This window comes from Pseudooceanicola nanhaiensis DSM 18065, from assembly GCF_000688295.1.
GTDB lineage: Bacteria > Pseudomonadota > Alphaproteobacteria > Rhodobacterales > Rhodobacteraceae > Pseudooceanicola > Pseudooceanicola nanhaiensis.
In genome coordinates this window covers 26,524-51,812 of record NZ_JHZF01000019.1, presented here as the reverse complement: position 1 = coordinate 51,812, position 25,289 = coordinate 26,524, and the positions used below count along the sequence as shown (strand labels likewise).

General features: G+C 63.2%; 29 protein-coding genes and 1 pseudogene. 25 read left to right on the top strand and 5 right to left on the bottom strand.

The features are described 5' to 3' along the window. Positions 1-39 precede the first annotated feature (39 nt). Both Q344_RS0121715 and Q344_RS25815 read right to left on the bottom strand, forming a co-directional pair. A complete protein-coding gene (locus Q344_RS0121715; RefSeq protein ID WP_028288627.1) occupies positions 40-435 on the bottom strand; it encodes a PIN domain-containing protein in 396 nt (131 codons plus the stop codon). Beyond that, positions 425-652: an AbrB/MazE/SpoVT family DNA-binding domain-containing protein gene (locus tag Q344_RS25815; protein WP_009503866.1), complete on the bottom strand. Its 228-nt coding sequence runs from the start codon at positions 650-652 to the stop codon at positions 425-427. Before Q344_RS25815 ends, Q344_RS0121715 begins: the two co-directional genes overlap by 11 nt. Before the next feature lie 208 nt (positions 653-860). On the opposite strand from Q344_RS25815, the gene repA reads away from it, so the two are divergent. The 5 genes and pseudogenes from repA to Q344_RS26825 all read left to right on the top strand — a co-directional run bounded on the left by repA (position 861) and on the right by Q344_RS26825 (position 6,325). Beyond that, the gene (gene repA / locus Q344_RS0121705; RefSeq protein WP_009503867.1) at positions 861-2,054 is read left to right on the top strand and encodes a plasmid partitioning protein RepA; all 1,194 of its coding nucleotides are present in this window, start codon (positions 861-863) and stop codon (positions 2,052-2,054) included. Beyond that, the gene (gene repB, locus Q344_RS0121700) at positions 2,038-2,970 is read left to right on the top strand and encodes a plasmid partitioning protein RepB (protein ID WP_028288626.1); all 933 of its coding nucleotides are present in this window, start codon (positions 2,038-2,040) and stop codon (positions 2,968-2,970) included. Before repA ends, repB begins: the two co-directional genes overlap by 17 nt. Before the next feature lie 213 nt (positions 2,971-3,183). Beyond that, entirely contained in the window at positions 3,184-4,395 is a 1,212-nt protein-coding gene (gene repC / locus Q344_RS0121695) for a plasmid replication protein RepC (protein WP_028288625.1), read from the top strand. 168 nt (positions 4,396-4,563) lie between these two features. After that, positions 4,564-6,171 (top strand): annotated as a pseudogene (locus Q344_RS24715) (ParB/RepB/Spo0J family partition protein); the annotation flags it as partial. Positions 6,172-6,184: 13 nt separating this feature from the next. Then, complete coding sequence (locus Q344_RS26825) at positions 6,185-6,325, top strand: hypothetical protein (protein WP_009503871.1); 141 nt, start codon at positions 6,185-6,187, stop codon at positions 6,323-6,325. A 156-nt stretch (positions 6,326-6,481) separates the two neighbouring features. Here the strand turns inward: Q344_RS26825 and Q344_RS0121685 are convergent, their stop codons facing one another. Next, a complete protein-coding gene (locus tag Q344_RS0121685; RefSeq protein WP_028288624.1) occupies positions 6,482-7,849 on the bottom strand; it encodes an ATP-binding protein in 1,368 nt (455 codons plus the stop codon). Continuing rightward, complete coding sequence (locus Q344_RS0121680; protein ID WP_009503873.1) at positions 7,846-8,505, bottom strand: response regulator transcription factor; 660 nt, start codon at positions 8,503-8,505, stop codon at positions 7,846-7,848. Before Q344_RS0121680 ends, Q344_RS0121685 begins: the two co-directional genes overlap by 4 nt. A 145-nt stretch (positions 8,506-8,650) precedes the next feature. Between Q344_RS0121680 and Q344_RS0121675 the strand changes: the two genes are divergently transcribed. The 9 genes from Q344_RS0121675 to Q344_RS24710 all read left to right on the top strand — a co-directional run bounded on the left by Q344_RS0121675 (position 8,651) and on the right by Q344_RS24710 (position 17,465). Then, positions 8,651-8,968 (top strand): PepSY domain-containing protein, encoded by a 318-nt coding sequence (locus tag Q344_RS0121675; protein WP_028288623.1) that lies wholly within the window; start codon positions 8,651-8,653, stop codon positions 8,966-8,968. Next, entirely contained in the window at positions 8,925-10,310 is a 1,386-nt protein-coding gene (locus tag Q344_RS0121670) for a ferredoxin reductase family protein (RefSeq protein WP_028288622.1), read from the top strand. The genes Q344_RS0121675 and Q344_RS0121670 overlap by 44 nt, the downstream gene beginning before the upstream one ends. A 180-nt stretch (positions 10,311-10,490) precedes the next feature. After that, positions 10,491-10,871, top strand: a complete 381-nt coding sequence (locus Q344_RS0121665) for a PepSY domain-containing protein (protein WP_028288621.1) — start codon at positions 10,491-10,493, stop codon at positions 10,869-10,871. A gap of 35 nt (positions 10,872-10,906) precedes the next feature. After that, positions 10,907-11,377 (top strand): DUF2271 domain-containing protein, encoded by a 471-nt coding sequence (locus Q344_RS0121660; protein ID WP_028288620.1) that lies wholly within the window; start codon positions 10,907-10,909, stop codon positions 11,375-11,377. Between the two features lie 11 nt (positions 11,378-11,388). Continuing rightward, positions 11,389-13,596, top strand: a complete 2,208-nt coding sequence (locus Q344_RS0121655) for a PepSY domain-containing protein (protein ID WP_028288619.1) — start codon at positions 11,389-11,391, stop codon at positions 13,594-13,596. Then, the gene (locus Q344_RS0121650) at positions 13,577-14,557 is read left to right on the top strand and encodes an FAD:protein FMN transferase (protein ID WP_028288618.1); all 981 of its coding nucleotides are present in this window, start codon (positions 13,577-13,579) and stop codon (positions 14,555-14,557) included. The genes Q344_RS0121655 and Q344_RS0121650 overlap by 20 nt, the downstream gene beginning before the upstream one ends. 5 nt (positions 14,558-14,562) lie before the next feature. Beyond that, the gene (locus tag Q344_RS0121645; protein WP_036540305.1) at positions 14,563-16,470 is read left to right on the top strand and encodes a heavy metal translocating P-type ATPase; all 1,908 of its coding nucleotides are present in this window, start codon (positions 14,563-14,565) and stop codon (positions 16,468-16,470) included. Next, on the top strand, positions 16,467-17,168 hold the full coding sequence (locus tag Q344_RS0121640) for a VIT1/CCC1 transporter family protein (RefSeq protein ID WP_028288616.1): 702 nt from the start codon (positions 16,467-16,469) through the stop codon (positions 17,166-17,168). Before Q344_RS0121645 ends, Q344_RS0121640 begins: the two co-directional genes overlap by 4 nt. Before the next feature lie 135 nt (positions 17,169-17,303). Further along, positions 17,304-17,465: a hypothetical protein gene (locus tag Q344_RS24710; protein WP_224557872.1), complete on the top strand. Its 162-nt coding sequence runs from the start codon at positions 17,304-17,306 to the stop codon at positions 17,463-17,465. 28 nt (positions 17,466-17,493) lie between these two features. On the opposite strand, the gene Q344_RS0121630 is transcribed toward Q344_RS24710, so the two are convergent. Then, positions 17,494-17,787 carry a hypothetical protein gene (locus tag Q344_RS0121630; RefSeq protein WP_028288615.1) on the bottom strand — a complete coding sequence of 98 codons (294 nt, stop codon included), beginning with the start codon at positions 17,785-17,787 and terminating at the stop codon, positions 17,494-17,496. Between the two features lie 337 nt (positions 17,788-18,124). On the opposite strand from Q344_RS0121630, the gene Q344_RS0121625 reads away from it, so the two are divergent. From Q344_RS0121625 to Q344_RS25810, 11 genes are all read left to right on the top strand, one after another. Continuing rightward, the gene (locus Q344_RS0121625) at positions 18,125-18,610 is read left to right on the top strand and encodes a hypothetical protein (protein WP_036540302.1); all 486 of its coding nucleotides are present in this window, start codon (positions 18,125-18,127) and stop codon (positions 18,608-18,610) included. A 40-nt stretch (positions 18,611-18,650) separates the two neighbouring features. Then, positions 18,651-19,589 carry an ArdC family protein gene (locus Q344_RS0121620; RefSeq protein ID WP_028288613.1) on the top strand — a complete coding sequence of 313 codons (939 nt, stop codon included), beginning with the start codon at positions 18,651-18,653 and terminating at the stop codon, positions 19,587-19,589. 23 nt (positions 19,590-19,612) lie between these two features. Next, complete coding sequence (locus Q344_RS0121615; protein WP_017469169.1) at positions 19,613-19,822, top strand: DUF6330 family protein; 210 nt, start codon at positions 19,613-19,615, stop codon at positions 19,820-19,822. An 87-nt stretch (positions 19,823-19,909) separates the two neighbouring features. Continuing rightward, a complete protein-coding gene (locus Q344_RS0121610) occupies positions 19,910-20,299 on the top strand; it encodes a DUF3768 domain-containing protein (protein WP_028288612.1) in 390 nt (129 codons plus the stop codon). 159 nt (positions 20,300-20,458) lie between these two features. Continuing rightward, positions 20,459-22,441, top strand: a complete 1,983-nt coding sequence (locus tag Q344_RS0121605) for a ParB/RepB/Spo0J family partition protein (RefSeq protein ID WP_028288611.1) — start codon at positions 20,459-20,461, stop codon at positions 22,439-22,441. Positions 22,442-22,517: 76 nt separating this feature from the next. Further along, entirely contained in the window at positions 22,518-23,111 is a 594-nt protein-coding gene (locus Q344_RS0121600) for a hypothetical protein (protein ID WP_025042408.1), read from the top strand. Positions 23,112-23,212: 101 nt separating this feature from the next. After that, complete coding sequence (locus tag Q344_RS0121595; RefSeq protein ID WP_028288610.1) at positions 23,213-23,866, top strand: DUF6927 domain-containing protein; 654 nt, start codon at positions 23,213-23,215, stop codon at positions 23,864-23,866. 124 nt (positions 23,867-23,990) lie between these two features. After that, on the top strand, positions 23,991-24,317 hold the full coding sequence (locus Q344_RS0121590; RefSeq protein ID WP_005668772.1) for a type II toxin-antitoxin system PrlF family antitoxin: 327 nt from the start codon (positions 23,991-23,993) through the stop codon (positions 24,315-24,317). After that, positions 24,314-24,832 carry a type II toxin-antitoxin system YhaV family toxin gene (locus Q344_RS0121585; RefSeq protein ID WP_024099306.1) on the top strand — a complete coding sequence of 173 codons (519 nt, stop codon included), beginning with the start codon at positions 24,314-24,316 and terminating at the stop codon, positions 24,830-24,832. Before Q344_RS0121590 ends, Q344_RS0121585 begins: the two co-directional genes overlap by 4 nt. Positions 24,833-24,926: 94 nt before the next feature. After that, positions 24,927-25,091: a hypothetical protein gene (locus Q344_RS26440; RefSeq protein ID WP_009819683.1), complete on the top strand. Its 165-nt coding sequence runs from the start codon at positions 24,927-24,929 to the stop codon at positions 25,089-25,091. Further along, entirely contained in the window at positions 25,081-25,233 is a 153-nt protein-coding gene (locus Q344_RS25810) for an antitoxin PaaA2 family protein (RefSeq protein ID WP_043754116.1), read from the top strand. The genes Q344_RS26440 and Q344_RS25810 overlap by 11 nt, the downstream gene beginning before the upstream one ends. Positions 25,234-25,289 lie beyond the last annotated feature (56 nt).

The window sequence follows — 25,289 nt, the reverse complement described above, 5'->3', positions numbered from 1 at the left end:
ACAAGGTTGTGGTCAGTTTCAGGCACAGAAGCCGTTCGCTCATGCAAAGGGGTTGACGATGCGAAGCTGGCCTTCCACCAGCAGGCCATCTTGCATGTCCTCGCTCCACAGCGTGGTACACCCCGCAACCAAAGCGCTGGCCACGATCATCGCGTCGTAGATCGAGAAGCCGTAGCGTTCCGCCAAAGCGCGGCCGACGTCATGGGTCTGCACGGTGAGATCTTCGACGGGACACAAGGCGCGCACGCCTTCGAGAAAGGCCGCTGCTTCCTCCCAACCGAGGCCAGCTTTGCGGCGGCAGTTCACCAGTGACTCGTTTAGAACCTGAACGCTGATCCGGGGCCCCTGCCCCAGGATGACCTCGGCGCGATCGGCCTTTGGGCCGTCGTCGAGCAGGTAAAGAACGACATTCGTGTCCGCGAACTCAACGCTCATGTGCGTCGTCGCGGCTCAGACGTTCTGCTGCGGACAACTTGCCCCGGAAGCGGCGCAGGCCGGTAAGTACCTCATCCGCACGAGCAAGGCGACGGACTCTGACCCGACCGTCGTCCTTGACCAGGTCGATCTGATCACCCTCCTTGAGACCAAGCTCTCGGACGAGCTCCGCGGGCAAACGGACGGCCAGCGAGTTACCCCATTTTGCGACCTGCATCGTGACCTCCCATGCGGATATACGTCTTGTAATGTATATCCGAAAGGTTCCTAAGACAAGCCTGCCGCAAACCCTAGCTACTCTTGTGCATGACGCAGCGACTGACACCAAATCTAGAAAGAGCTTGCACGAATCTGATAGCTCGGGCAATAGTCTCGATAAATAACGCGCGATCACATAAAAAACGCGCCCACGAATCGAGGCAGAGATGAGCGAAGCTGAGCAGGACCTGGACATTGCCATCGGGCACTACGCAGAGCTTCTTGCGTCCAATCTTCATGCGCAACGTGCTGCCCACTTCCCTCCCGACGCCAAAAAAGTCATGCGCAGCCTGACCAGCGGCGAGGCGGCCGAGTTGCTTGGCGTCGATCATACCTACCTTCGCAAGCTTCATCGAGAAGGAAAGATCGCTGACGTCGAAACCACTGCGGGCAGCCACCGGCGATATACCCTCGATGATATCTGGGAGATTCGCCACGCTCTTGAGGCAAACGCGAAGAAGCCTGGAACCTACGTTCCGGGGCGTCGTGCCGGTGACGAGCTTCAGATTGTTTCTGTTGTGAACTTCAAAGGCGGGTCCGGGAAAACGACAACATCCGCTCACCTTGCACAGCGCTTGGCTCTCAAGGGATATCGTGTCCTTGCGATCGATCTGGACCCCCAGGCATCCCTTTCCGCGCTGCATGGCATCCAGCCTGAGCTGGACCTGATGGAGGGTGGCACGCTGTATGATGCGGTTCGCTACGATGAACCGGTCCCGATCTCGGACGTGATCCGCAAGACCTACATCCGTGGTCTTGACCTGATTCCCGGGAACCTCGAGCTCATGGAATTCGAACATGAGACACCGGCAGCCATTCAGCGTGGCGGCGCCCGCGCATTCTTTGCCCGTGTGCGCGACGCGCTCGACAGTGTCGAAGCGGACTATGACGTCGTCGTCATCGACTGTCCGCCGCAGCTTGGTTTTTTAACCATGTCCGCCCTTTCAGCATCTTCAGGGGTGCTTGTTACCGTTCACCCCCAAATGCTCGATCTGATGTCCATGTCGCAGTTTTTGCGCATGACCGCTGATCTGCTTGGCGTCATCCGGGATGCTGGCGCAAACCTTCGCTTCGACTGGCTGCGCTTTCTGCCGACCCGCTACAAGGTGGGTGATGCCCCGCAGACCGAGGTCATTGCTTTCATCCGGGGTCTGTTCGGCAGGTCAGTCCTGACCAACCACATGGTTGAGTCTACTGCGATCTCTGATGCAGGGCTGACGAAGCAGACGCTCTACGAGGCCGACAAGAAGGACTTCACGCGTCAGACTTTCGATCGTGCAATCGAATCCATGAACGCCGTCAACGACGAGATCGCGGCGATCATCCAGAACACGTGGGGACGCAATGGCAAGAAAGCCTAAACTGGGACTGCCACTGCAGACCCTGCGCAACGCGCCCGACGCTCTTGAAGGGCGCAGGCTGCGCGGCGGCGTTTTCGAAATCGAGCCTGACCAAATCGAAACCACAGGTCGGCTCGATGACAGGCTGCAGATTGAGACTGCGGGCCTCAAGGCGTCAATTTCCAAGAACGGACAGCGAGTACCAATCCTCGTCCGGCCGCTTGATGGTGATCGCTACAGCCTGATCTATGGCCGTCGTCGACTGGAAGCTTGCAGAGAACTTGGGATCAAGGTCCGCGCCATTGTCACAGAGATGGAGGGCGATCAGGCACTTCGTGATCAGCTGTTAGAGAACCAGGAGCGGCGGGATCTAAGCTTCATCGAACGAGCGCTTGTTGCCGCAGCCTTGCTCGACGGTGACCATCTGAGCGCATCCGAACGCACTAACAAGGGTGTCGCCGAGGTTCTCAATCTGACCGAGGCAGGAGTGTCGCAGCTGTTAAGCGTGGTCCGCACCGTTGGGGAGGACTTGGTCCTCGCCATCGGTGCCGCTCCGGGCATTGGTCGGCCCAGGTGGGAAGAGCTCAAGAAGTTGCTGGGGGCTACGGATGCCGATCGCGAACTGCTTGCAGCTTTGGCGGGTGAGGCCAAGACATCCTACCAAGGCGGTATTGACGAGAAATCCGATCATGCATTTTTGGCCGTCCTCTCTGCTGCAGGGAAGCCCGAACAGACCACATCCTCGTCTCGCCCTCGCGGGCGGCCCGGCACGGTGATTCCGGGGGTCGGTGCCGCCACTGTCACGATCGGACGTCGTGGAAAGCAACTCAAGCTCGAGTTGAAGGCCGAGGAGAGCGATTTTGTCAGCTGGCTTGAGGGCAACGCCCCGCAGCTGATCACCGAGCTTCACGAGCGCTGGAAGCGTTCGGAAGACTGAGGAAGAGCAACAATCAAAAAGGAGGCACGAGACAGGCAGAAAAGAAAAAGGCCCCGAGAAGCAAGCTTCACGAGACCTTTCTTAGGTTTCGCACGGGACCAGCCCGCTACAAAACTTCAGTTTTCGCACCTCTGAATGTAGCGATCTGGCCCCTTTCCCGCAAGCGCAAAGCGATTCGCGGGCCAGGGAAATTTTGCCTTCGTGAATGACATCATGGATTACACACCGATTTCGCCGTTTATGCGGCCGATCTCGCACGCCCATCTGCGCGTGGTCGAGCGTCCTGAGGCGTCTGTTCCCGGCAAGCCCGTCAACAAGTGGGAGCTCCTCCGTGAGCTGTCCAAGGCACAGGCCGCCTTCGGGGTTTCCGAGCGCGATCTGACCGTTCTTCAGGGACTTCTCAGCTTTTTTCCGGACGATGCGCTTGGCGGGAACACCGAAATGGTCGTCTTCCCATCCAACAAGGCGATCTGCGAGCGGCTGAACGGCATGCCTTGCTCGACGATGCGCCGTCACCTCGCCCGGTTGGTAGAGGCACGCTTGCTCATGCGGCGCGATAGCCCCAATGGGAAGCGGTATGTGCGCAAGCGTGGCGAAGATCGGGTGGCCTTCGGCTTTGATCTCTCCCCGCTCTATTGCCGGGCCGAGGAAATTGCACGGGCTGCAGAGGCTGTGCGTGAGGCCGAGGACCGTGTGCGGCGACTGAGGGAGGTAGTGAGCCTTATGCGTCGCGACTTGGCCGCTCTGGCGGAGTTCGGCGAGGAGATCCAGCCCGGGCTTGGCCTATGGGACCAGCTCCGCGACAAGGCAGCCCTCACCGCCCGCGCTCTTCGCCGCAAACTCTCGCTTGAGGATCTGTCGGCATTTCGGACTGAACTGGAGACCCTTCTTGACCAGGCGCGTAATGTGATTGACGGTCCTGAAACAGAAGAAATGAACACCAATGATGCCCAATGTGAGCGTCACCATCATAATTCAAATAAAGAATCTATAGATCTTGAACCTGCCTTAGAAAAAGGCGAGGCGGCGGGACGCGCGCCTGATGATGATACGGGTGAGCCCGTGGCTGACCTTGAAGAGTCTGACACGAGGCGGGTGCCGAAAATCCCACTCCACCTGGTAATCGCCGGCTGTCCCTCGCTCAAGACTTTCTATCAGGGCGACATTCGACACTGGCACCAACTTTTCGACGCGGCTTGTCATGTAAGGCCGGCCATGGGGATCAGTGTTTCCGCGTGGGAAGAAGCGCAACGCTGCATGGGACCAGAGCAAGCCTCGATCGTCGTCGTGGCCATGCTGGAACGATTCTCTGACATCAGATCACCGGGTGGATACTTGCGGGCGCTGACGTCCAAGGCCGCGGCGGGCGAATTCTCTTGCGGTCCGATGGTCATGGCTTTGATCGGTCGGCGAAGTGCGGCTTAACAGCTGTTAAGTTTCAACGCCGCGGTGCTCAGTTGGCATGACTTAACAGCTGTTAAGTCGCCTCTTGGCAACCATACGATCATCGAGAGGGAAAGGAGTGTTGGTTTGAGGGTGACGGGAAATGAGATCGGGAGAGTGGCTTCCGGCGCCCGTCGTGGAGAAGATCTGATGACGAAAGCTGTCCGGAAAATCACCCTGTCCCCTTCGCGGGATATCCCTTTTGACAAGCTGGTCCTGAGCCAGTCCAACGTGCGGCGCATCAAGGCTGGCGTGTCTGTCGAGGAACTGGCCGAAGACATCGCCCGCCGCGGTCTGTTGCAGAGCCTGAGCGTGCGGCCCGTCTTGGCTGACGACGGCACCGAGACCGGCAAGTTCGAGATCCCGGTCGGTGGCCGTCGGTTCCAAGCATTGTCCCTGCTGGTGAAGCAGAAGTGTTTGGCAAAGACCCCGCCCATTCCTTGCATCGTGCGCGATGCTGCGTCCGACATCCTGGCCGAGGATGATTCCCTTGCAGAAAGCATGCATCGCGTCGCCCTGCACCCGCTCGACCAATTCCGCGCGTTTGTGGCGCTGAGGGACAAGGGCCAGAGCGATGCAGAGATTGCCGCCGCCTTCTTCGTGACGCCGCAGATCGTGAAGCAGCGCTTGAAACTCGCTTCCGTCGCCCCTGCCCTGCTTGAGGTCTATGCCGAGGATGGCATGACGCTGGAGCAGCTCATGGCCTTCACCGTGAACCCCGATCATGCGCGTCAGGTTCAGGTCTGGGATGTGATCCATTCATCTTGGAACAAGGAGCCATTCCAGATCCGGCGCATGCTGACCGAGACCTCGGTCCGGGCGTCTGACCGGCGCGCGGTCTTTGTGGGTGTTGAGGCCTACGAAGCGGCGGGCGGCACGATGTTGCATGACCTCTTTCAGGGCGATGACGGTGGCTGGCTCGAGGACCCTGCCCTGCTCGATCGGCTGGTGACGGAAAAACTCCAGGCCAAGGCTGAGACGGTTGCCGTTGAGGGCTGGAAGTGGATCGAGGTCGCGCTTGACCTGCCCTACGGCTACAGCCACGGCCTGCGGTCCCTGTCAGGTGATCCGGCACCGATGACGGATGACGAAGGCGCGGACCATGCCAAGCTGCTCGCCGAATACCGGGCGCTGGAAGAGGAATACGCGGGTCAGGATGAAATCCCCGACGGGATCGACACGCGGCTTGGCGTGTTGGAAACGGAGATGGAAAAGATCGAGACCCGGCCGTTGATCTTCGACGCGGAGGAGATCGGGCGGGCAGGGGCGTTCGTCACGCTCGACCGCTACGGCGCGCTGGCCGTCTATCGCGGCTATGTGCGTCCAGAGGATGAGCCGGTTGACGTGACAGCGGTCCAGGATGGTGCTGATCCTGCGGTGGCGGGGCAGGGGGATGATCGTGATCTCACCGATGGCTATGACAGTGCCGCTCATGCCGGAACCGTCATCATGTCGGGAGGCCAGCCGATTGGCGGCGATCTGCCGGAGGATGAGGATGACGGAGCGCTGAAGCCACTGCCCGAGCGGCTCGTAATCGAGTTGACGGCACACCGGACGCTGGCGCTGCGTGAAGCGATCGGGCGCTCGCCCGACGTGGCGTTGATTCTGCTGCTGCTGAAGATTGTGACGGACACCTTCCGCACTTCCTCTGCTTCGGGAAGCTGTCTCGAAGCCTCAGTGCGTCACATCTACATGCCGGCGCAGGCGAGCGATCTGAAGGACAGCGTGGTGGCAAAGCTGGTCGACGAGCGTCATGCGCCGGAACGATCTCGTGGCGCTTGACGATGAGGACCATGCCGAAGGGCAGGGGGCGGATGCCGAAGCGGCTGACAGCGTCAGTGAAGCTGACCTTCCTGCATTTCTGACGGATGACCTGCCTGCTGAAGGCGCGTCGATGCTGGCCTCGGAATAACGTGATCCAGCGGGGGGCGGAGATTCCGCCCCCAATCACCCTATAGTGTAATAATATCAATGGGATGAGCGCGATTACTCGCATTCAGAATGAAGAATCATGTCTACAACAACCATCATCGACACCGCACCCCTCGGGGCGCTGCGACGTGAGACTTCAAGGCCAATGCTCCCGATCTTTCACATGGGCATTTGGAGCATCCGTTGGCAATCTGACGGATGCCTGAAATCCAGAAGTTTCACCGGGACGTGGTGACTGGAGCAAGAGAGAGGTTTCGATCCGTTCTGCGATGGCTGAGACGATAGCGAGGCCAAGCCCGCTACCATCAGTTTTTGCATCTGCCCTCTCGAAGCGCCCTGTCAGGCGTTCGAGTGTTTCGGTTGCTACCGCGGGGCCCTCGTTCGCCACGATCAACTGCCCCTCGCTCGTGAGTGTAACCGCGACTGGGGCATTCTGCGCCCCGTGGCGTAGGGCGTTTTCCACCAGATTCCGGCACAGAATTCCTAATGCGTCGGGGTCGATATCAGACAAGACAGGCGTGTCCGGCAAGTTCAACGTAAGGCGCCCGTTCTCTGTGGTGCGCGCGATATCTTCCACCACGACCCGAGTGATGGTTCTGACATCAGCGCTCTGGTCCATCCGAAGTCTACCGCCTTCCGCCCGCGCAAGCTGCAGGAGACGCTCGGAAAGCCGAGTGAGACGCTTGAGCGTTGCCTCGATCTCGGCGGCACGGGCGTCGATGGTCGGATCTTTGGTCTCTGACCGCAGTCGCTGCGCCTGGGCGATAGCGCCCGCCAATGGTGTCCTTAGTTCATGAGCCGCATTGGCTGCAAAACTTCGCTCAGCCTCGAACGCGTCGCGCAACCGAGCCAAAAGGCTGTTCAAGGTTGCGGCCAGCGGTCCGATTTCGGTCGGCAGGTCGGCCGCGGGTACTTCTGACAGGTCGCGCACGCCGCGCGCTTCAAGCCGCGTACGGAACCGATGGAGAGGGGCGAGGCTAAAGCGCACAGCGAGAATAATCGACGCGAGCGCCAACGGCAGCACGACCAGCAGCGGCAGGCCGAGGCCCATCTGGATTTCAAGAGCAACCGATGCGCGATGCGCCAACGGTTCGGCCACGGTGATGCTGATCGTCCCCTGGAGCGCCGCGTCGCTGTAGAGGCGATGTGTGGCGTTCTGCCCAAATCCCGGCCCGTCGTATGGAGGGAACACGGCAGGGTCCGCCGCATGGGATTGCAGCAAAATGCGTCCCTCGGCATCGCGTACGATGTAGGTGAAGAACTCGTCATGCTCCCGGATCGGCGCGAGGCGCTGCGTCACACCCTGATCTTCTCGGCCGACGATGTCGGTCACGGCCAGCGGAAGGATGCGCTCGGCGGTTTCGCGCAGGGCGCTGTCGAAGACCTCGTCCATCTCGCCCCGAACGATCACCGCGGTAACCGTGGCGGCGGCGAGCCAGAGGATCGTCAGCACAAGGCCGAGTGACAAGCCGAGCCGTACCTGAAGGCTGGATGGCCACATCATGGCTTGCCCAGCCGGTAACCCATGCCGCGCTCGGTCTCGATGATGGCGCTCCCCAGTTTCTTGCGCAGGCGGCTCACGTGCACTTCGATGGTGTTGCTCTCGACTTCGGCGTCGAAAGCGTAGAGCTTCTCCTCCAACTGCGCCTTGGACAGGAGCTGCCCGGGACGCGCCAGGAAGGCCTCGAAGAGCGCCCATTCCCGCGCCGTCAGCGGCACATGTCTGCCATCCCGATGGACGCTGCGCGCGGCAAGGTCGATGTCGAGCGGTCCGTGGGTCAGGATCGGGTTGGGGTTGCCGCTGTAGCGCCGCGCGACCGATCCGATCCGTGCCGACAGTTCCGACAGGTCGAAGGGCTTCACAAGATAGTCGTCAGCGCCCGCATTGAGGCCTTCGATCCTATCGGACACCTGGTCGAGCGCCGTCAGGATGATGACCGGCGTCACGTCTCCACGCGTCCTGAGGCCCTTGAGGAACCCGATACCACGTCCGTCTGGCAGCATGAGGTCGAGCAGGAGCAGGTCGTAAGAGGTTGCGCTCATCGCGTCTGCCGCCGCGTCTAGCCGCGTGACCCAGTCTACTGACTGGCCATCAGCTGCGATCTGGTCGCGCACGGCAGCGCCAAGAGTCGTGTCGTCCTCGATCAGCAATATGCGCATGGTCGTACCCGTCCTTTCCTGATGTCCCTCCATGATCCGTCTGGCTGACACGAAGCTGAAGCTTGTGGGTCGAGCCCCTTCAGGCTGCCGTCAGCTTCGCGGCGCATGAATGGCATCAAGAGGCGAGCCACTAGGAGTGTGCCCCATGAAGAAGACATTGACAATTATCGGCTTTCTCGCGGTCTTTACGGCCGGCGCGGCGCTGGCTGACGACGATTGCTTCGTGCCGATGGCCGACTGGCAGCCGCGCGATGCTGTTGCCATGCTGGCCGAGGAAAATGGTTGGACGGTGCGCCGGATCAAGATCGATGACGGCTGCTACGAGATCGACGGGAGGGATGCCGAGGGGCGTGCGATCGAGGTGACTGTCCACCCGGCCACGCTGGAGGTAATCGAGTTCGAATACGAGGACGACGAGGATGATCGCCGCGAGCGGGATCACGAGAGACGCGACGATGACTGATGCAGCGCGTCGCGACGGTATTGTCCCGGTGCCGAGCCTGCCGCCACTCTCCCGGCTTTCCCTAAACTCTCCTCTAGCCCTGACGGGCCCGGTGCTGGTTGCGTTGCCATGCCTGCTGGCGGCTTTGCTCGGTTTCAACACCTATGCGACTTATGGTGCGGATGCCGCGCTCGGCATCGCCGTCGGGGCCGCGGCAGTTGTCGCGATGGCACAGACCCTGATCCTCGCCGCACGGCCGCCGCTGGTGGAGCCGTTGTTCGGCGGTCTCGATCGCATGTACCGGGTCCACAAGTGGCTTGGTATTTCCGCAATGGTCCTGATGATCCTGCACCAGCAGATCGAGCCGGATTTCGAGCGTTTGGTGCGTGAAACCTCCCTTGGTGAACTTGGTGAAGAGGCGGGCGAACTTGCCTTCAACGCGCTTCTTGCCCTGGTTGCTGTCAGCTGGTTCCGGAGATTGCCCTTCACCCCACTGGAAATCCCCTATCAAATCTGGCGGTTCAGCCATCGTTTCATGGGGGCCCTTTTTGCAATCGTGGTCTTTCACCAGTTCTTCGTCGACCTGCCGACAGAGGTAGATCCATCGCTCTCGGTGCTTCTGAACACATTCGGCATCGCCGGAGTGATCGCGTGGATATTCACCGAGCTGGTCGCCCCGTACCTGCGGCGTAGAGAATTCACCGTCACAGAGATCAGCCAGACCAAGGACACCACCACGCTAACCCTCCGCCCCGAGGGGCGGGCCATGCGGTGGCGGCCGGGGCAATTCGCCTTCTTCCGCGCGCCAGAGGCAGGACTGTCCGAGCCGCACCCTTTCACGATTGCCAGCGCCCCGCGCCCTGACGGCACCCTGACGTTCTGCATCAGGGGGTTGGGTGGCTGGACACGAAGCCTGCCCGCCATCTTGCGGACCGGAACGCGCGTGCAGGTCGAAGGGCCATATGGACGGTTCAATTTCCGCAAGGGCGGTGCGCGCCAAATATGGCTTGCCGGCGGCATCGGTATCACGCCGTTCCTCGCCTGGGCGGAAAGCCTGACAGAGGCGGAGAGTCGCGACATTCACCTCATCTACTGCGTTCCGACACAAGAGGAGGCGATTGGCGTAGAGACGTTGCGCGCTGCGGCTGCCCGCAACCCGAGGTTCAGTTTCGAGGTGGTCGTTACGACGCGCGATGGCAGGCTCACGGCCGAGCGCCTGATTGGCGCGGTCCCTTTCGCGATCCGGCAAGCCGATCTGTGGTTCTGCGGCCCAACCGGTCTGAAGGACGGGATTCTCAAGGGCTTGAAAGCACAAGGCCAAACGCCTCGCCGTGTCCGCTTCGAGCAGTTCGAATTCACCTGAACGCGGGGCAGGGCGTATAGCCATGCCAGCCCTGTAGCCTGCGCTCGCATCTTTTTGGCCCCGTCATCATCGGCGGGGCCATTTTCCTGACGGCAAGCTGAAGCAGGAATCGCTGGGGCGTCAGGATGCCCTCAGGTCGGGGTGCCAGATTGGTCTCATCAAACGAAAGGACCCCTTGCCATGAAAAAGACCCTGACCGCCCTTGCCCTGATCGCACTTTTGCCCGCCGGCGCTGCGCTGGCCGACGACGATGATTGCAATGCGCCCCGTGACCAGTGGCAGCCGCGCGAGGCCGCCATGCAGATGGCCGAACAGAACGGTTGGACGGTGCGCGACTTCGAGATCGACGACGGCTGCTACGAAATCGAAGGCCGAGACCAGAATGGCCGCGAGATCGAGGTGAAGTTCGATCCGGCGACGCTGCAGATCGTCGAGATGGACTACGAGGATGATGACGACGACCGCGGTGGCGCCCGCAATCCCGCGCCCGCTGGAACGGTCGCTCCTCCGCAGAACGGCCTCTTCGGAAACGGCGCCCCTCCGCAGGTTCAGGTGAACTGAACAGCTCCGAAGCACCCTGAACAAGGATCATTCCCATGAAATCACTTCTCGCAACGCTCGCGCTTACCACCGCACTCACGCTTCCCGGCCTCGCTATGGCACGGCCCGTGACGCTCACAACCACCCTTAACAACTATGGTGGCGACGGCGCTTACCTCGCGCTTTACGTTACCGACGCCTCGGGCGCCTATGTCGGCAGTCTCTGGATGGCTGGTGGCAAGTCCAAGTACTACGAGCATCTGAGCGACTGGTACCGTGCCACGGGCGGCGATACCGCGCAGGTAAACGGTATCACCGGCGCCAGCGTCGGCGCGGGCCGCAGTCTCGAGATCACGCTCGATCTGGCCGACGCGCTGTTCGATGCGGGCTACACGCTGCACATCGACGCGGCAGTCGAGGATATGCGCGACAGCCCGAACGAGGTGGCCGTGCCGCTGACGACGGCGGGCGCGGGCACGCCGGTGAGCGGGCGGCGCTACATCGCCAACTTCTCCTACGACATGTGAGGGGCAGGGCCATGATCCGTACACTCCATCGCTGGCCGGGTCTTCTGGCACTCGCGCTCGTCACGATCCTGAGCCTGAGCGGCGCTGCGCTCTCGGTCTTTCCGGCAGTCGAGCGCATCACCGCGCCGCAGGTGGAGACTGGCCTGACAGTCGCCACCCTCGCGGAGCGCATCCAGGTCGTCTATCCGGGCGTCGAGCAGATCCGGCGGTCGCCCTCCGGTCGGATCACCGCCTATTGGTTCGATCAGGGCGCGCCGGGTGCTGCCGTGATCGACCCGGCGACGGGCGCGGGCGTGGCCTCGGCCGACCCGAACCAGGCGCTTCGCTGGCTCACCAACTTTCATCGCTCGCTCTTCCTCGGGGATGGCGGGCGCATCGCCATGGCCGCCGGGGCCGCGGCGATGCTGGTCCTCTCGCTCTCGGGTGCTATGCTGGTCGTGCGACGGGCGGGCGGATGGCGGCACTGGTTCGCGTCCTTGCGCGGTCCGTTCACGGGCAGGCTGCATGTCGAGATCGCCCGGATCGCCGTCATCGGCCTCGTTCTGTCCTCCACCACCGCCCTCTGGATGACAGCCTCCACCTTCGATCTTTTGCCGGACGGTGGCGTCCTGCCGGCTGATCCCACCGAAGTGAGCGGAGAGATTGGGTTCGCTCTCGATCAGATGGCCACGCTGCTGCAGACGCCCGTCGCCGAGCTGCGCGAACTGAGCTTTCCCTATCCCGGCGATGCGACGGACGTGTTCACACTGAAGACCGACCGGGGCACCGGCTATCTTGACCAGGGAACCGGCGCGCTCGTGGCATGGGCCGACCTGACCGGGTGGGAGCGCGTCTCGGAAACCATTTACATGCTGCACACGGGGCAGGGGGCCGCGATGCTCGGCCTTGTGCTCGGGATGATGGCGCTCGGAGTGCCGGCGATGGGCGTGACCGGCGTCTTGATCTGGCTTGCCGGGCGGCGCGGGCGGCCGCGCATCCGGGGCAACCAGCCCGCGGGCCGTGCCGAGACGATCATTCTTGTCGGCAGCGAGGGTGGCAGCACCTGGGGCTTCGCCGCGACCCTGCATGCCGCGCTGACGGCAGCGGGGCAGGGCGTCCATGTTGGCCCGATGTCGGGCTTCGCACCAGAGCGCTACGCCCGTGCAGAGCGCATCATCGTCCTCGCCGCGACTTATGGCGATGGCGCGGCGCCCGCCTCGGCCAAGGGGCTCCTCGACCGGATGAACGCGTCGGCCCCTGCGCCTGATATCCCGATGGCCCTGCTCGGCTTCGGCGACCGCAGCTTTCCGTCCTATTGCGCCTTCGCCAAGGCCGTTGCGGCAGCGGCGCAGGCGAAGGGCTGGGCCGAACTCATGCCGCTGGACACGATCGACCGCCAATCGCCACAGGATTTCGCGCGCTGGGGCCGAGCTCTTGGCGAGGTGCTTGGCATCTCTCTCGAGCTTTCTCACCAGCCCGTTTCGCCGCGCACCGAAACATTGACCCTCGTCTCGCGGCGCAACTACGGGGCCGAGATGCAGGCGGGGGCCGCGATCCTGCGCTTCGCCCTGCCGCGCGCAACGCCGTGGCAACGGCTGACGGGTACGGGCTTCGCACGGTTCCAGGCGGGCGACCTGATCGGCGTCCTGCCGCAGGGCAGCCCGATGCCGCGCCTCTATTCGCTGGCCTCGGGCCGGCGCGACGGGTTCGTCGAGATCGTGGTGCGCAAGCATCCGGGCGGTCTGGCCTCGGGCCAGCTGACCGCGCTGGAACCGGGCGATACGGTCCGGGCCTTCCTGCGGCGCAATCCCGGCTTTCACGCCGGTCGCGGTCTCACCCCGCTGATCCTGATCGGGGCGGGCACCGGCATCGGGCCGCTGGCGGGCTTCATCCGCGGCAATGCGCGGCACAGGCCCGTGCACCTGTTTTTCGGGATGCGGCATGCGGACAGCGATTTCTTCTATGGCGAAGAGATGCCCGGCTGGCAGGCTGAGGGGCGGTTGACCCGGCTTGTCACCGCCGTCTCGCGCGGCGCGCGGCGCAGTTATGTGCAGGACGCCTTGCGCGCCGACGCGGCGCAGGTGGCCCGGCTTATCTGCGACGGGGCGCGTGTGATGGTCTGCGGCGGGCGCGACATGGCCACGGGCGTGAGCGATGCGTTGGCCGAGATACTCGCACCTGCCGGGCTTACGCCCGCAGTCCTAAAGGCAGAGGGGCGGTATGTCGAAGATGTCTACTGAGCGCGCGCGCATCGCCCTGAACGGCCCCGCCATGGGCACGCGCTGGTCGGCGCTGTTCTTCGCGGATCGGGTCCGCGACACGGATGCAATTCGTGCCGCCCTTCAGGCGGCTGTCGACGAGGTGGACACGCAGATGTCGATGTGGAACGCGGAGAGCGCGCTCATGCGGATCAATGCGGCGCCGGTGGGCGATTGGGTGGTGGTGCCGGAGCAACTGCGGGCGGTCCTGCGCCTCGGGCTCGAGATCGGGCGTGCCTCGGGCGGGGCCTTCGATATCGGCATGGGCGATGCGGTGACGGCCTGGGGTTTCGGGCCCGGGGCCGCCGCGCCCGAGGGTATCCGCGCCGCGATGGACGCCCCCCGCCGCCCGGCTCAGGAGGTGCTGGAGATCGAGGGGATGCAGTTGCGCAAGACCGCGCCCGTCGCGCTGGACCTGAACGGCATCGCCAAGGGCCACGGTGTCGACCGGCTCGCCGAGACCTTGCGCGATCATGGGATTGCCGACGCCCTTGTCGGCATCGACGGTGAGATGCGTGCCATGGGCCTGCGCCCCGATGGCGAGGCATGGATCATCGCGGTAGAAGCGCCGGACCCTGATCGCCGGACGCCGCATTCGGTTCTGGCGCTGCAGGACGCCGCCGTCGCGACCTCCGGTGACTACCGCCATTGGGTCGAGGTGCATGGGCGCCGCCTGTCGCATACCATGGATCCGAGACGTGGCGCGCCGCTGATCGCCTCGCCGGCCTCCGTCACCGTCGTGGCCCGCACCTGTGCCGAGGCCGACGCCTGGGCGACGGCGCTGATGGTGCTCGGTGCGGAGAGGGGTGCGGACCTCGCAAGACAACGTGGACTCGACGCCCTGTTTCTTCTGCGCGATGATGAAGGGAATGCAATGGGCGTGGGAGTCGGGCGTCTTTTTTCCGAAGAACCAGCGGCAATCGCCTCAGCCGGGGGAAGATGAGCCGCATGGAACAGACCCGTACCGATCGCTTCAAGACCGCACTCCTGCTGATGGCCGCAACCGGGCTGATCGTGGGACTCGCATTCTACCTTGCGGGCCAACCAGAGGTTGCGAACCTGATCTGGATTGCAGGAGTTGTTCCCGCGCTGGCAGCGCTTGTGGTCGAAATCGTCCGCAGCATTGGGCGCGGCGAGGTGGGCCTCGATATCGTTGCCGCGCTGTCGATGTCGGCGGCGCTTGTCTTCGGCGAGACCTTGGCTGCGGCTGTCGTCGCAGTCATGTATTCTGGAGGCACTTTCCTCGAAGCCTTCGCTGAGGGCCGTGCACGTCGTTCGATGAAGGATCTTCTATCTCGCGTACCCCGGACCGCGACGCGGCACCGGAACGGCGGTCTTGAGGATGTGCCTCTCGAGGAGATCGCACCGGGCGATCGCCTGCTGATCCGGCAGGGCGATGTCGTTCCCGTGGACGGTTCGGTTACGTCCGACACCGCCTTCCTCGACACCGCGGCGCTGACCGGCGAATCCCTCCCAGTCCGGCTGGCGCGCGGGGCCGACGCCATGAGCGGATCGACCAACGCGGGCGAGGCCTTCGACCTGACGGCGACGCGCGAGGCCAAGGACAGCACCTATGCCGGGATCGTTCGCCTGGTCGAGGAAGCGCAGGCGTCCAAAGCGCCGATGTCCCGGCTGGCCGACCGCTGGTCGCTGGGCTTTCTGGTCGTCACCGTCAGTATCGCCTTCGCGGCCTGGTGGTTCACAGGCGATCCGATCCGCGCGGTCGCCGTGCTGGTGGTCGCCACGCCCTGTCCGCTGATCCTTGCCGTGCCGGTTGCGCTGGTCGCGGGTCTCTCGCGTGCGGCGCATTTTGGCGTTTTGATCAAGGGCGCAGGGCCGCTCGAGACAATGGCGCGCATCCGTACGCTGATCCTCGACAAGACGGGGACGCTGACAGATGGCCGTCCGCAGATCATCTCGATCGACAGCCACGATGGCATGAACGAGGACGACATCCTGCGCCTCGCGGCCGCGCTCGATCAGGCCTCCAAGCACCCTGTCGCGCAAGCGATCGTCACCGCCGCCAAGGCACAGGGCTTCACACTGCCCGTTCCGACAGAAGTGGCTGAGATCCCGGGCGAAGGGGTCTTGGGTCGTGTGGAGGACCGCGAGGTGATCGTCGGGGGCGACGGCTTCGTGGCGTCCCGGGTCGGGCGGATGGTGGGCGATCACCCCGCCAAGGGCGCCGGATCGGTCCTTGTCGCAGTGGCAGTTGACGGTCACATGGCCGGGCACCTCGTCATGTCCGACCCGCTGCGCGAGGGAGCGGGTGCCATGCTGGACGGTCTGCGCCGCCAAGGGATCTCGCGTATCCTGCTGGCCACCGGCGACCGCGCGGACGTGGCCGAGCGTGTGACGGAAGGGCTGGGCCTCGACGGGCTGCGGGCCGGTCTGACGCCGGATCAAAAGGTGTTGCTGGTGCTCTCTGAGCGTAAACACGGGCCGGTGATGATGGTGGGTGATGGTGTCAACGACGCGCCCGCCCTGGCCGCAGCCGATGTAGGCGTGGCAATGGGGGCACGGGGCGCCGCGGCCTCGGCCGAGGCCGCCGACGTGGTGCTGCTCGTCGACCGGATCGACCGGCTGGGGCCCGGCATCGAGATCGCGCGGGCTTCACGCCGGATCGCGGTCGAAAGCGTTGTCGCCGGGATCGGCCTGTCTGTCATGGGCATGATCGCGGCCGCTTTCGGCTACCTCACGCCGGTTCAGGGCGCGCTCCTGCAAGAAGTGATCGACGTTGCCGTGATCCTGAACGCCCTGCGCGCGCTGCGCATCGCGCCACAGGAGCCAGCTACGGGCAAACCCCAGGCGATCATTTCAGAGCAAGCTGACATCGTTCAAGGAGCCACGCCATGAGCCGTCTATCACATTCTGAAATCCATATGGTGCATCGCATCGGCTGGCTGCGGGCCGCCGTTCTCGGCGCCAACGATGGTCTTGTCTCGACCGCGAGCCTCGTCGTCGGCGTCGCCGCAGCCGGGTCCGGCAAGCCCGAGGTCATGATCGCCGGGCTGGCCGGGCTTATGGCTGGCGCGATGTCGATGGCGGCGGGGGAGTATGTCTCGGTCAGCTCGCAAACTGACGCCGAACAGGCGGACCTCGCCCGAGAGAGCCGTGAACTCGAGGAAACGCCCGAGGCCGAGCTCGAGGAACTAACCCGGATTTATGTTGAAAGGGGGCTGGACCGCGACCTGGCGGAAAAGGTTGCCGTGCAACTGACTGAACGTGACGCGCTCGGATCGCATGCGCGCGACGAGCTCGGCATTTCGGAAACCGTTACCGCCCGCCCTGTCCAGGCGGCTCTGGTGTCCGCACTGACCTTCGCCGTTGGGGCGGTGCTGCCCCTGATCGTCGTGCTGCTGGTCTCGGAGGCGCAGATCGCTCCCCTGGTGGCGGGATCGACGATCCTTGGCCTTGCGGTTCTTGGCGGATTGGGCGCTTCGGCCGGCGGCGCAGGCGTCGTCCGTGGGGCCACGCGGGTCACGCTATGGGGAGCGCTTGCAATGGCGGCGACAGCCGGGGTCGGTGCGCTGTTCGGGGTCGCCGTAGGCTAGGAGTTAATGGGGTGTACCAGAACCCCGCTCCGGCTGCTTGTTGCGGCAACGCTCGTCAACATCGTGCTGATCATCGAGGTGCCACAGATCGAGTCGCAGCGCGTGGGGTCATAAACCCATGTCCGCAAATGGGTCATGCTGGACGAGATCAACACCGATGTTCTGGAGCGGTCCTTTGTCTGGGAGGACCGCACGCCCATCGGCACGTTCAGTTCCGTCTTCACATCCAAAATCCAGTCCAGCCTGATCGCGCTTGCCAAGTCGGGCGGGGCATCCGTTGTCGATCGGCCGAAGTAATCTCGATCAGCGCGGGGTCTACCCAGCTTCACTTGTTCCCATCGATCCACTTCGACATCAGCTCCTTGTCGCGGAAGCATTCGTCCGGCACGGCGCGGCGCTTGATGCGGGCGAGGCGCTCGGCAAAGGCGACCTGCTTTGATGTCGGGCGGCTGTCCTGCGTGCCCGGCTTCAGCTTGGCCTGTGCGTCGATCCAGGCGCTCAAGGAGCGCCGATCTTGCTGAACCTCACACGGCAGAAGCGTCTGGTTGCGAAGGGCCAGTGCGCGCGCATAGGCGATCTGCTTTGGCGTCGCGGGCAGGGCGTAAGTGGTGCTTTCCATCGGGGATCTCCCTTCTTAGCGTGGCTTTCAACATAGAACATAACAGGAACAAAATCAAGCCACCTGCGGAAATCATGGGGTTTGAGAGGAAGAGGAGGGCCGGGGGAGGTCAGGCCTGAGGATGCCCGAAAGAGGGTGTCCGGGCCTGATCCTGTTCCTCATTGGGGTCTGATGCCGGAAAGTGGAGGATCCTACGTTCTCATGAGCTTTGCATTTAACGCTCCTCGGCATCAGATCCCTAAAGAGTGAAAGTGTTCTTCGGGTTTTGTGACTGACGGATGAGGGCCTTTGAGGTCCCTCAGATGGGTCCGGGCCGGATTCCGGTCTGCCGTTCCTGATGAAGGGCATTCTCATGCAAACAGGTGTCTTGCGCGTATTGCGCGCGACCGCTGCCTCGTGGTGGCGACACAAGGAACTACGCCGAACCGGCCAGACGGGGCAGGCACAACGGCGCGAGCGCGAGACCGTCCTACGTGATCTCGGTTATCTGAAGCAGGCGGCGCTGTTGCCTAACGCGCATGTGATCTGCGGGGAGGGCGGGACATTCCTCCATCTCGGTTGGACCACCGTGTCGACCTTCGCGCCGATCAAGCGCTTTCCCTTGGCCGCCCTCGCGGTCGCACAAGGGACCCCGTTCATCGATATCCGACCCGTCACCGATGTCATCGCCTTCGCGAACCTGCCGCGGGTGGCGCGGGACGGATCGGACGACTCTGAACCTTCGGGTCCCGGCAGGTCCGTGTCGCTGACCACCTACATCGACATGGCCGAACAGCTCGGCGCGAGCATCACCAACGATCCGCGGCTCTGTCGGTCAACCTAGTCACCACTCCCTCTCACCAAAACTCGAAAGGACGCCAGCCATGGCCCGATCCCGCACGCCCAAATTCGATGCCTCCGAGGTCATCACAAACGAAATCATCCGCATCATCGAGCGCGGCGTCCTGCCGTGGCGCAAGCCCTGGACCGCAGGCGGCAGCTCACGCCCCCTGCGCGTGGGCGGCGAACCCTACCAGGGGGTGAACAACTTCCTGCTGACGATGCGGACCGTGATGGCGGGCCACAGCTCTCCCTTCTGGATGACTCTGCCTCAGGCCAATGCGTTGGACGCAAAGGTCCGCAAGGGCGAGAAATCCTCTGTCGTCGTCTATTACGGCCAAAGCCGGAAAGACGCGGGCGGCGAGGACGACCGCAGCGATGGCGATGATCGCTCCGAGGAAGCCCGCATCTTCCGCTTCCAGAAATCCTATCGCGTGTTCAATGCCTGCCAGATCGATGGCCTGCCCGACAGTTTCTACCCTGACCCGGAGCCCGTACCCGAGCATCCGCCGTCCGAGCCGATCCCGCACATGCAGGCGTTTTTCGATGCCATCGACATCACAACCGTCTTCACGGGCACGGAGGCGTACTATTTGCCCCCCGTGGACAAGGTCTATATGCCATCCATCACGCGGTTCCAGGACCCGCGCAATTTCTACGGGGTCTGGGCCCATGAGCTGGCCCATGCCACGAAAGCCCCACATCGACTGAACCGTGATTTCGGGTTCTCGAAGTTTGGCAACACGTCCTATGCGCGCGAGGAGATCGTCGCGGAACTGACCTCGGTGTTCCTGGGTCAGACGCTCGGCTTCACGGCGCATACGCTCGAGATGAATGCCGCCTACCTCCACAACTGGTTGCGCGTTCTTCGGTCGGACAAGGGTGCGATCTTCCGCCATGCCGCCGATGCGCAGCGCGCCTGCGACTATCTGATCGCCAGATCGGAGGTGGGCAGGGCAGGGCGCAGTGCCGAGGCCGCCTGACCACACGGAGAACGGAGACTCGCATGTCACGCAAGGAACCCAAGGCGCTGCGGGTGGCCTGCTTTGAAGACGGCCGCCGCAAGATCATCACCTTCAAGCGCGGTGCCTATTGGTGGAGCCCGTCCGAGGGTGCTTATCCGCTCTCGGCAGCGCTCGAGAGCATCAAGCACCAAGGCGGCTGGATCGAAACCATCCCTAACCCGAATTACAGACCCAAGGGGCTGTTCGGGTAGGGCACCTTCTGCTTCGGTCCTTCCGCCAAGCAGAAAAGAAAAAGCAGGCTTTGGGAAGGGTGTTTCAACTTCTCAAAGGAGAGCCCTATGACCATCACTGCACAGCCCCAGACAGAATGCCCGGATCCGAGTGTGATCGCCGCGCAGAACGACGCGTTCCGCAAGCTCGCGTGCCTTGGAGTGCCGCCCGCGCAGCCCATCCAAGGCCGGATGCATGTCACCCGCTCGCTCATGGAGGCCGGTGACGGCTTTATGGCCGAGGCGGTGAAAGCCACCGGTGAGTTTACCACCTTTGAGCAGGACAATGATCCCGAGGGATGGCATGATTTCGGAGCGGTCGAGATCCGGGGCGAGACCGTGTTCTGGAAAATCGATCTCTATGAAGCGGATTCGGATTTCCGCTACGGGGCCGAGACCCCGGGCAATCCCGTGACCACAATGCGCGTACTGACCGTCATGCTGGCGCGCGACTGGTAGAAGGGCAGGGGACGCCTCCCCGTGACATCTCAGACGACTAAGGCCCGCTGCCCCCAAAAAAGGCAAAGCGGGCCTTTTTTCGTGGTGATCCCCGAAGCCGGGGATTGGTCCCGCGCGTAGAGGCGCGGGCCACACCTAACCCATCTGGAAGGATATCCCATGACCACAAGTTTTGCCCCCCTCACCGTCGCTATCGGCGATCTCGTCCCGCATGCCGCCAATGTGCGCAGCAACGCGCCGGAAACCTATGACCCCGAGAACATCGCGCATCTGAAGGCCAGCATCGCTGTGCTGGGCCTCCTGCAGCCGCTCCTCGTCCAGAAGTTCGACGGCAAATACGCCGTGCTGGCCGGTGGACGGCGCCATGCAGCCCTGAAGGAGCTGGTCGCGGACAAGAGCGAGAAGGGGTTCACCGCGAAAACCAAGGTCGACTGCCGCCTTGTGCCCGAGGATTGCGACGTGACGACGGCGCTGTCCCTCGCCGAGAACATCACCCAGGCCCCCATGAACGCCATCGACGAGTTCGAGGCTTTCGCCCGGATGATGGAAGTCGACGGCCAGACGCCCGAGACGATCGCCAAGACCTTCGGCACCACGGTGGCGGCCGTGAAAGGCCGGTTGCGCTACGGTCTGATCCACCCCGACATTCGCGCTGCGGCCCGGGCCAAGACGATCACGCTCGACACGATGAAGGCCTTTGCGGAGCATCCGAGCCAGGAGGTGCAGCGCGAAGTCTTCGAGGCGCTCACCAAGGAAGATAGCTACCTGCAGGCCTATACGGTCCGCCAGGCGCTCAAATCCCGCGGCGTGCAGGTCAGTGACGATATCGGAGCTTTCGTGCGCGAAGACTACGAGGCGCGCGGCGGCGCTGTCGCCGCTGACCTTCTGGAAGAGCATTCCGTGCTCGAGGATGCCGCTCTGGTCGAGACCATCTTGCTCGAGAAGCTCGGTGCCGCTGCCGAAGAGGCGCGTATGAGGCTGGGCTTTGCCTGGGCCGATGCGATGGTCCGCTATGATTACGCGACCATGGCCGACTACGGCCGCGTCTATCCCGGCCCGATCGAACCGGATGAGGCTGCGCAAAAACGCATCGATGAGATCGCCGCCGAGCTTGAGAAACTGCAGCTCGAGATGGAGGATGAGGGGCTCGAGGACGGTGCCTACAACGCGCTTTACGAGCGCGTGGACGCCTTGGAAGAGGAAGCCCGCGACCTGCAGGAGGCCTACAGCGCCGAGGACCTCGCGCGGTCTGGGGTAATCGCGTCCTGGTCGGGCGGGCAGGTGACCCTCCATGTTGGCCTCGTCCGCCCGGAAGACACCGTCAAAAAGGAGGGCGCGCGCGGCTCCTCGGCTAGCCCGACCGGGGAGGAGGCCCCAGACGCCGGCGAAATCACCTATCCGGCCTCACTGGCTGAGGACCTCAAGACCGAGCGAGCCATGGCGCTTGGGGCCGCGATGGCGCTGCATCCGGAAGCTACGCTCGATCTGACGCTCTTCAAGCTGGTGAGCGACGTTCTGGCCAGCGGCATGAGTGTCACGCAGGCGATCAAGATCGATGCCCGCAAGGAATACCGCAGCCATGCCAAGATGGACGAGATCGACGCAACCTCGCTCGAGCAGGTGGCGGCGGCGCATGAGGCGCTGGACCTCTCCTGGCTCGATGACACCCGCGCGCCCGCCGATCAGTTCGCGGCGTTTCGCGCGCTGGAGGCAGGCGAAAAGGCCAAGCTCGTGGCCTATGCCACGGCCAGCACCACGCAGTCCTGCTTCGCGCGGGACCGCCAGCGCGACAGCCTGATGCATGCGTTCGAGATCGAGATCATGCCCGACATCCGCTCCCACTGGACGCCGAATGCGGCGCTCTTCAACCGCTTCAAGAAGGCTTGGCTCCTGAAGATCCTCGGCGAGGATCTGGGTCTCGCCCAGGAGGCGGTGACGCTGGCCTCGTCGAGCAAGAAGGAGATCGTCGCCTTTTGTGACAAGCTCTTCGCCGAGCCCTTCGCCACGCTCACGGACGCGCAGCGCGCTGCCGTGGCCGCCTGGTGCCCGCCCATGATGCAGACAGCCGGTGTCGCCTGTGATGAGGCGGAGCCCGCGGCGGAAACCCCGGAGCCTGACGGCGACATCGCGCAAGCGGCCTGAGTCCTCACGCGACCCGCGCGTGGACCATGCCGCCCGCGCGGGTCGACCCTTCCAAACCGAACAGAAAGACATCCCCATGGCTATTCTCAAGTTCTCTGCCTCCGCTGTTGCGGCGCAAATCGCACATGCGCGTGCCTGCAAGACCTTCCTGCCCAACTGGAACGGGCCCGTGGACAGGCCGGCCCTGATCCTCATCGTCGGCAATGGTGTGCATCTGCGCTCAAACGGCATCGATGGCACGACCACCCGTATCGTTACCACCGAGCAGGCCGATCCCTCCTTCGCCTTCGCCGACGGCATGAACCCGTTTCGGGACACCGACTGGATGGCGCAGCGCCGCATGGCGTTTCGCGATCTGACCGGCCAGTTTTACACCGACATCCTGGATGACGTGCAGGTGCTCATCGACCGGGGGCGAGGGGCCATCCGGCTCGCCACCGATGGCCACAGCATCCGCGTCTTCGTGCGCCGGGCCTCGGACTATCTCATCGGCGGGACCTACGAAGTGCCCTCGGGCCTCGGTGGCACCTTCAGGGTCATCCTCAAGGATGCCTGCGACACCTTTGCGATCGTGCAGAACTGTGGCAATTGCGAGGATTTTGACGCCATGCAGCCCTACCGCGTGCCGCTCGATGCGCTGATGGAAATCGATGACCGGAGGGCGGCGTAACGCGCCCTTTCTCAAACATGCATCGCCAATACCCTGCCGGGCCGGCGGCCCTCTCGGGACATTGGCGACAACAATTCCCCAATGAGAGAAAGGACTCTGAGATGGGATGGCTGTTCTACACCGACGGCCGCGTCAAATCCTACGCGGATGAGAAAGCGGAAATTGCCCGGCTCTGCACCTTTGAGGGCGACACGCGCAAAACTGAACTGGTCAAGGCCTGCAAGGTTGGCTCCACCTGGTATGCAGCGGCTAGGGTTACCAATCGCGACGGCACCCCTGTCGAGGACGCGACCTATGTCACCGATCCTGACGGCTCGATCACTTTCGCCGCCGTATTCCTTACCCGATATGATGACGGCTGCTGGGGCTACAAGGACATGGAGGAAAGCGCGGGACCGGTCGAATCCCGCGCGCCACTGAGCCTATTGGCCCTGCTGTCCGAGCTGAAAGACCCAGACAGCTATGCTCATGCCTGGCGCCAGCGCTGCCAGGACTGGGCTGCGATCCCGGACTACGAGGAAGGCGACAAGATCAAGCTCGCCACCCCTGTGACGCTCACCGATGGCAGTACCTGCCAGATTGTCACCGCGACCCACTACAGGCGTGGGCGGCAAAAGCGCCGCTGCTACCGCATCGAGGAAACTGGTGGGCTCGTACGCCTGTCGAAGGCCTCGCTTGCGGGCTCGGAGCTGCTCAGCTCCACGAAAGGTGCGGCTAGCCCGGTGCTGGCGGAGTTCCTGGCGGGGCGAAATTAGGTCCTGCGCCGGACGGTTCATCGACCTGCCCGGCGACAGCAGATGCTGCGGCTTGTCTTGACAAGGCAATGCAAATGCATTACCTATCGCGGGCAGCAAAGCCCCTTTTCTTCAGGAGACTGCCATGACAGCCCTCGCACAAGATGTCTCGAAACTCACGGATCGGTATCAGACGACCGTGCCGGCGGGTGTGCGCAAACAGCTCAAGCTGGGCAAGGGCGACCAGATTCGTTACTGCACCGAGCCGAGTGGCAGGGTCTATATCGAGCCCGTGCGCAGCGACGAGGAAGATCCCGTGCTCGGAGCCTTTCTCGATTTTGTCGAGGCCGATATCAAGGCGCATCCGGACCGCATTCGGGCTTTCGATGGGGCTTTGCATGACCGTCTTGCAGCACTGGTCGGAGACGTTGATGTCGATCTCGATGCGCCGCTATCGCTCGAGGATGAATGAGCGGCGATAGCGTGCCCGCCCAAGCGCCCCTTGTCGTGAATGGATGGTCGATTTATGCGCACCCACTCTTTCTGGACCAGCTCGAAGGGCTGGTCGAGGAGGTAGAGGCGCGTAAGGCTCGCGATCCCAAGACCTGGCACAAGAAAAACCCGACGAAACGGCTGGCCGCCATCTTCAAGCTGGTCACCGAGGCCATACCTGCAGATCCGGGTGCCGCCGCCTTCCGGCAAGGCGGCACACTCGGCGATCACCGCAAGCACTGGTTCCGGGCGAAATTCTTCCAGCAGTATCGGCTGTTCTACCGGTTCAACAGCGATGCGAAGGTCATCGTGGTGGCATGGGTGAACGACGACAAGACCCTGCGCGCCTATGGCAGCAAGACGGATGCCTATGCGACGTTCAAAGGGATGCTGGAAGATGGCAACCCACCTGACAATTTCGACGCGCTCTTGAAAGAAGCTGCAGCGGCAGGCAAGCGGTTCGAGAAATCCCTTGAAGCGGTGCCCGATCGGTAAGTGGGCCAGCTTGCTATGACCCTTTGGCATTATCATTTACGACGCCACGCTCGAAGATGTAGCATCGGCTGATAATGCGGTCGGAGAAAGCACAATGAATGAGACGGAAAAGGATAGGCAGCACCTCGGTCTAGAGGAGCAATGCGCGCCTGACCTGACGGGGCACCGTTTCCCAATTGCTGTGCGCGTTGCAGACATGCCCGATGACCTCGGCAAGCTGCTGGATATCGGGCTCGAGGAGCATTTCCGTGGCCGCTGAAGCGAATTCTTATGACACGTGGTTTTGCGCGCAGGTGCAGGCCGCGCTGGAGGATGCACGCTCGGGAACATCTCAGGTTCAGGTGATGCAGGCCGCACAGGCATTGATTGATGCGAAGCGGCAGGTCGAACCCAAGTCCTGACCAAGCCTTTGAGGTCGGCGCGGTCTGACTACGTCACCCTGAAAAGCGAAAGCGGG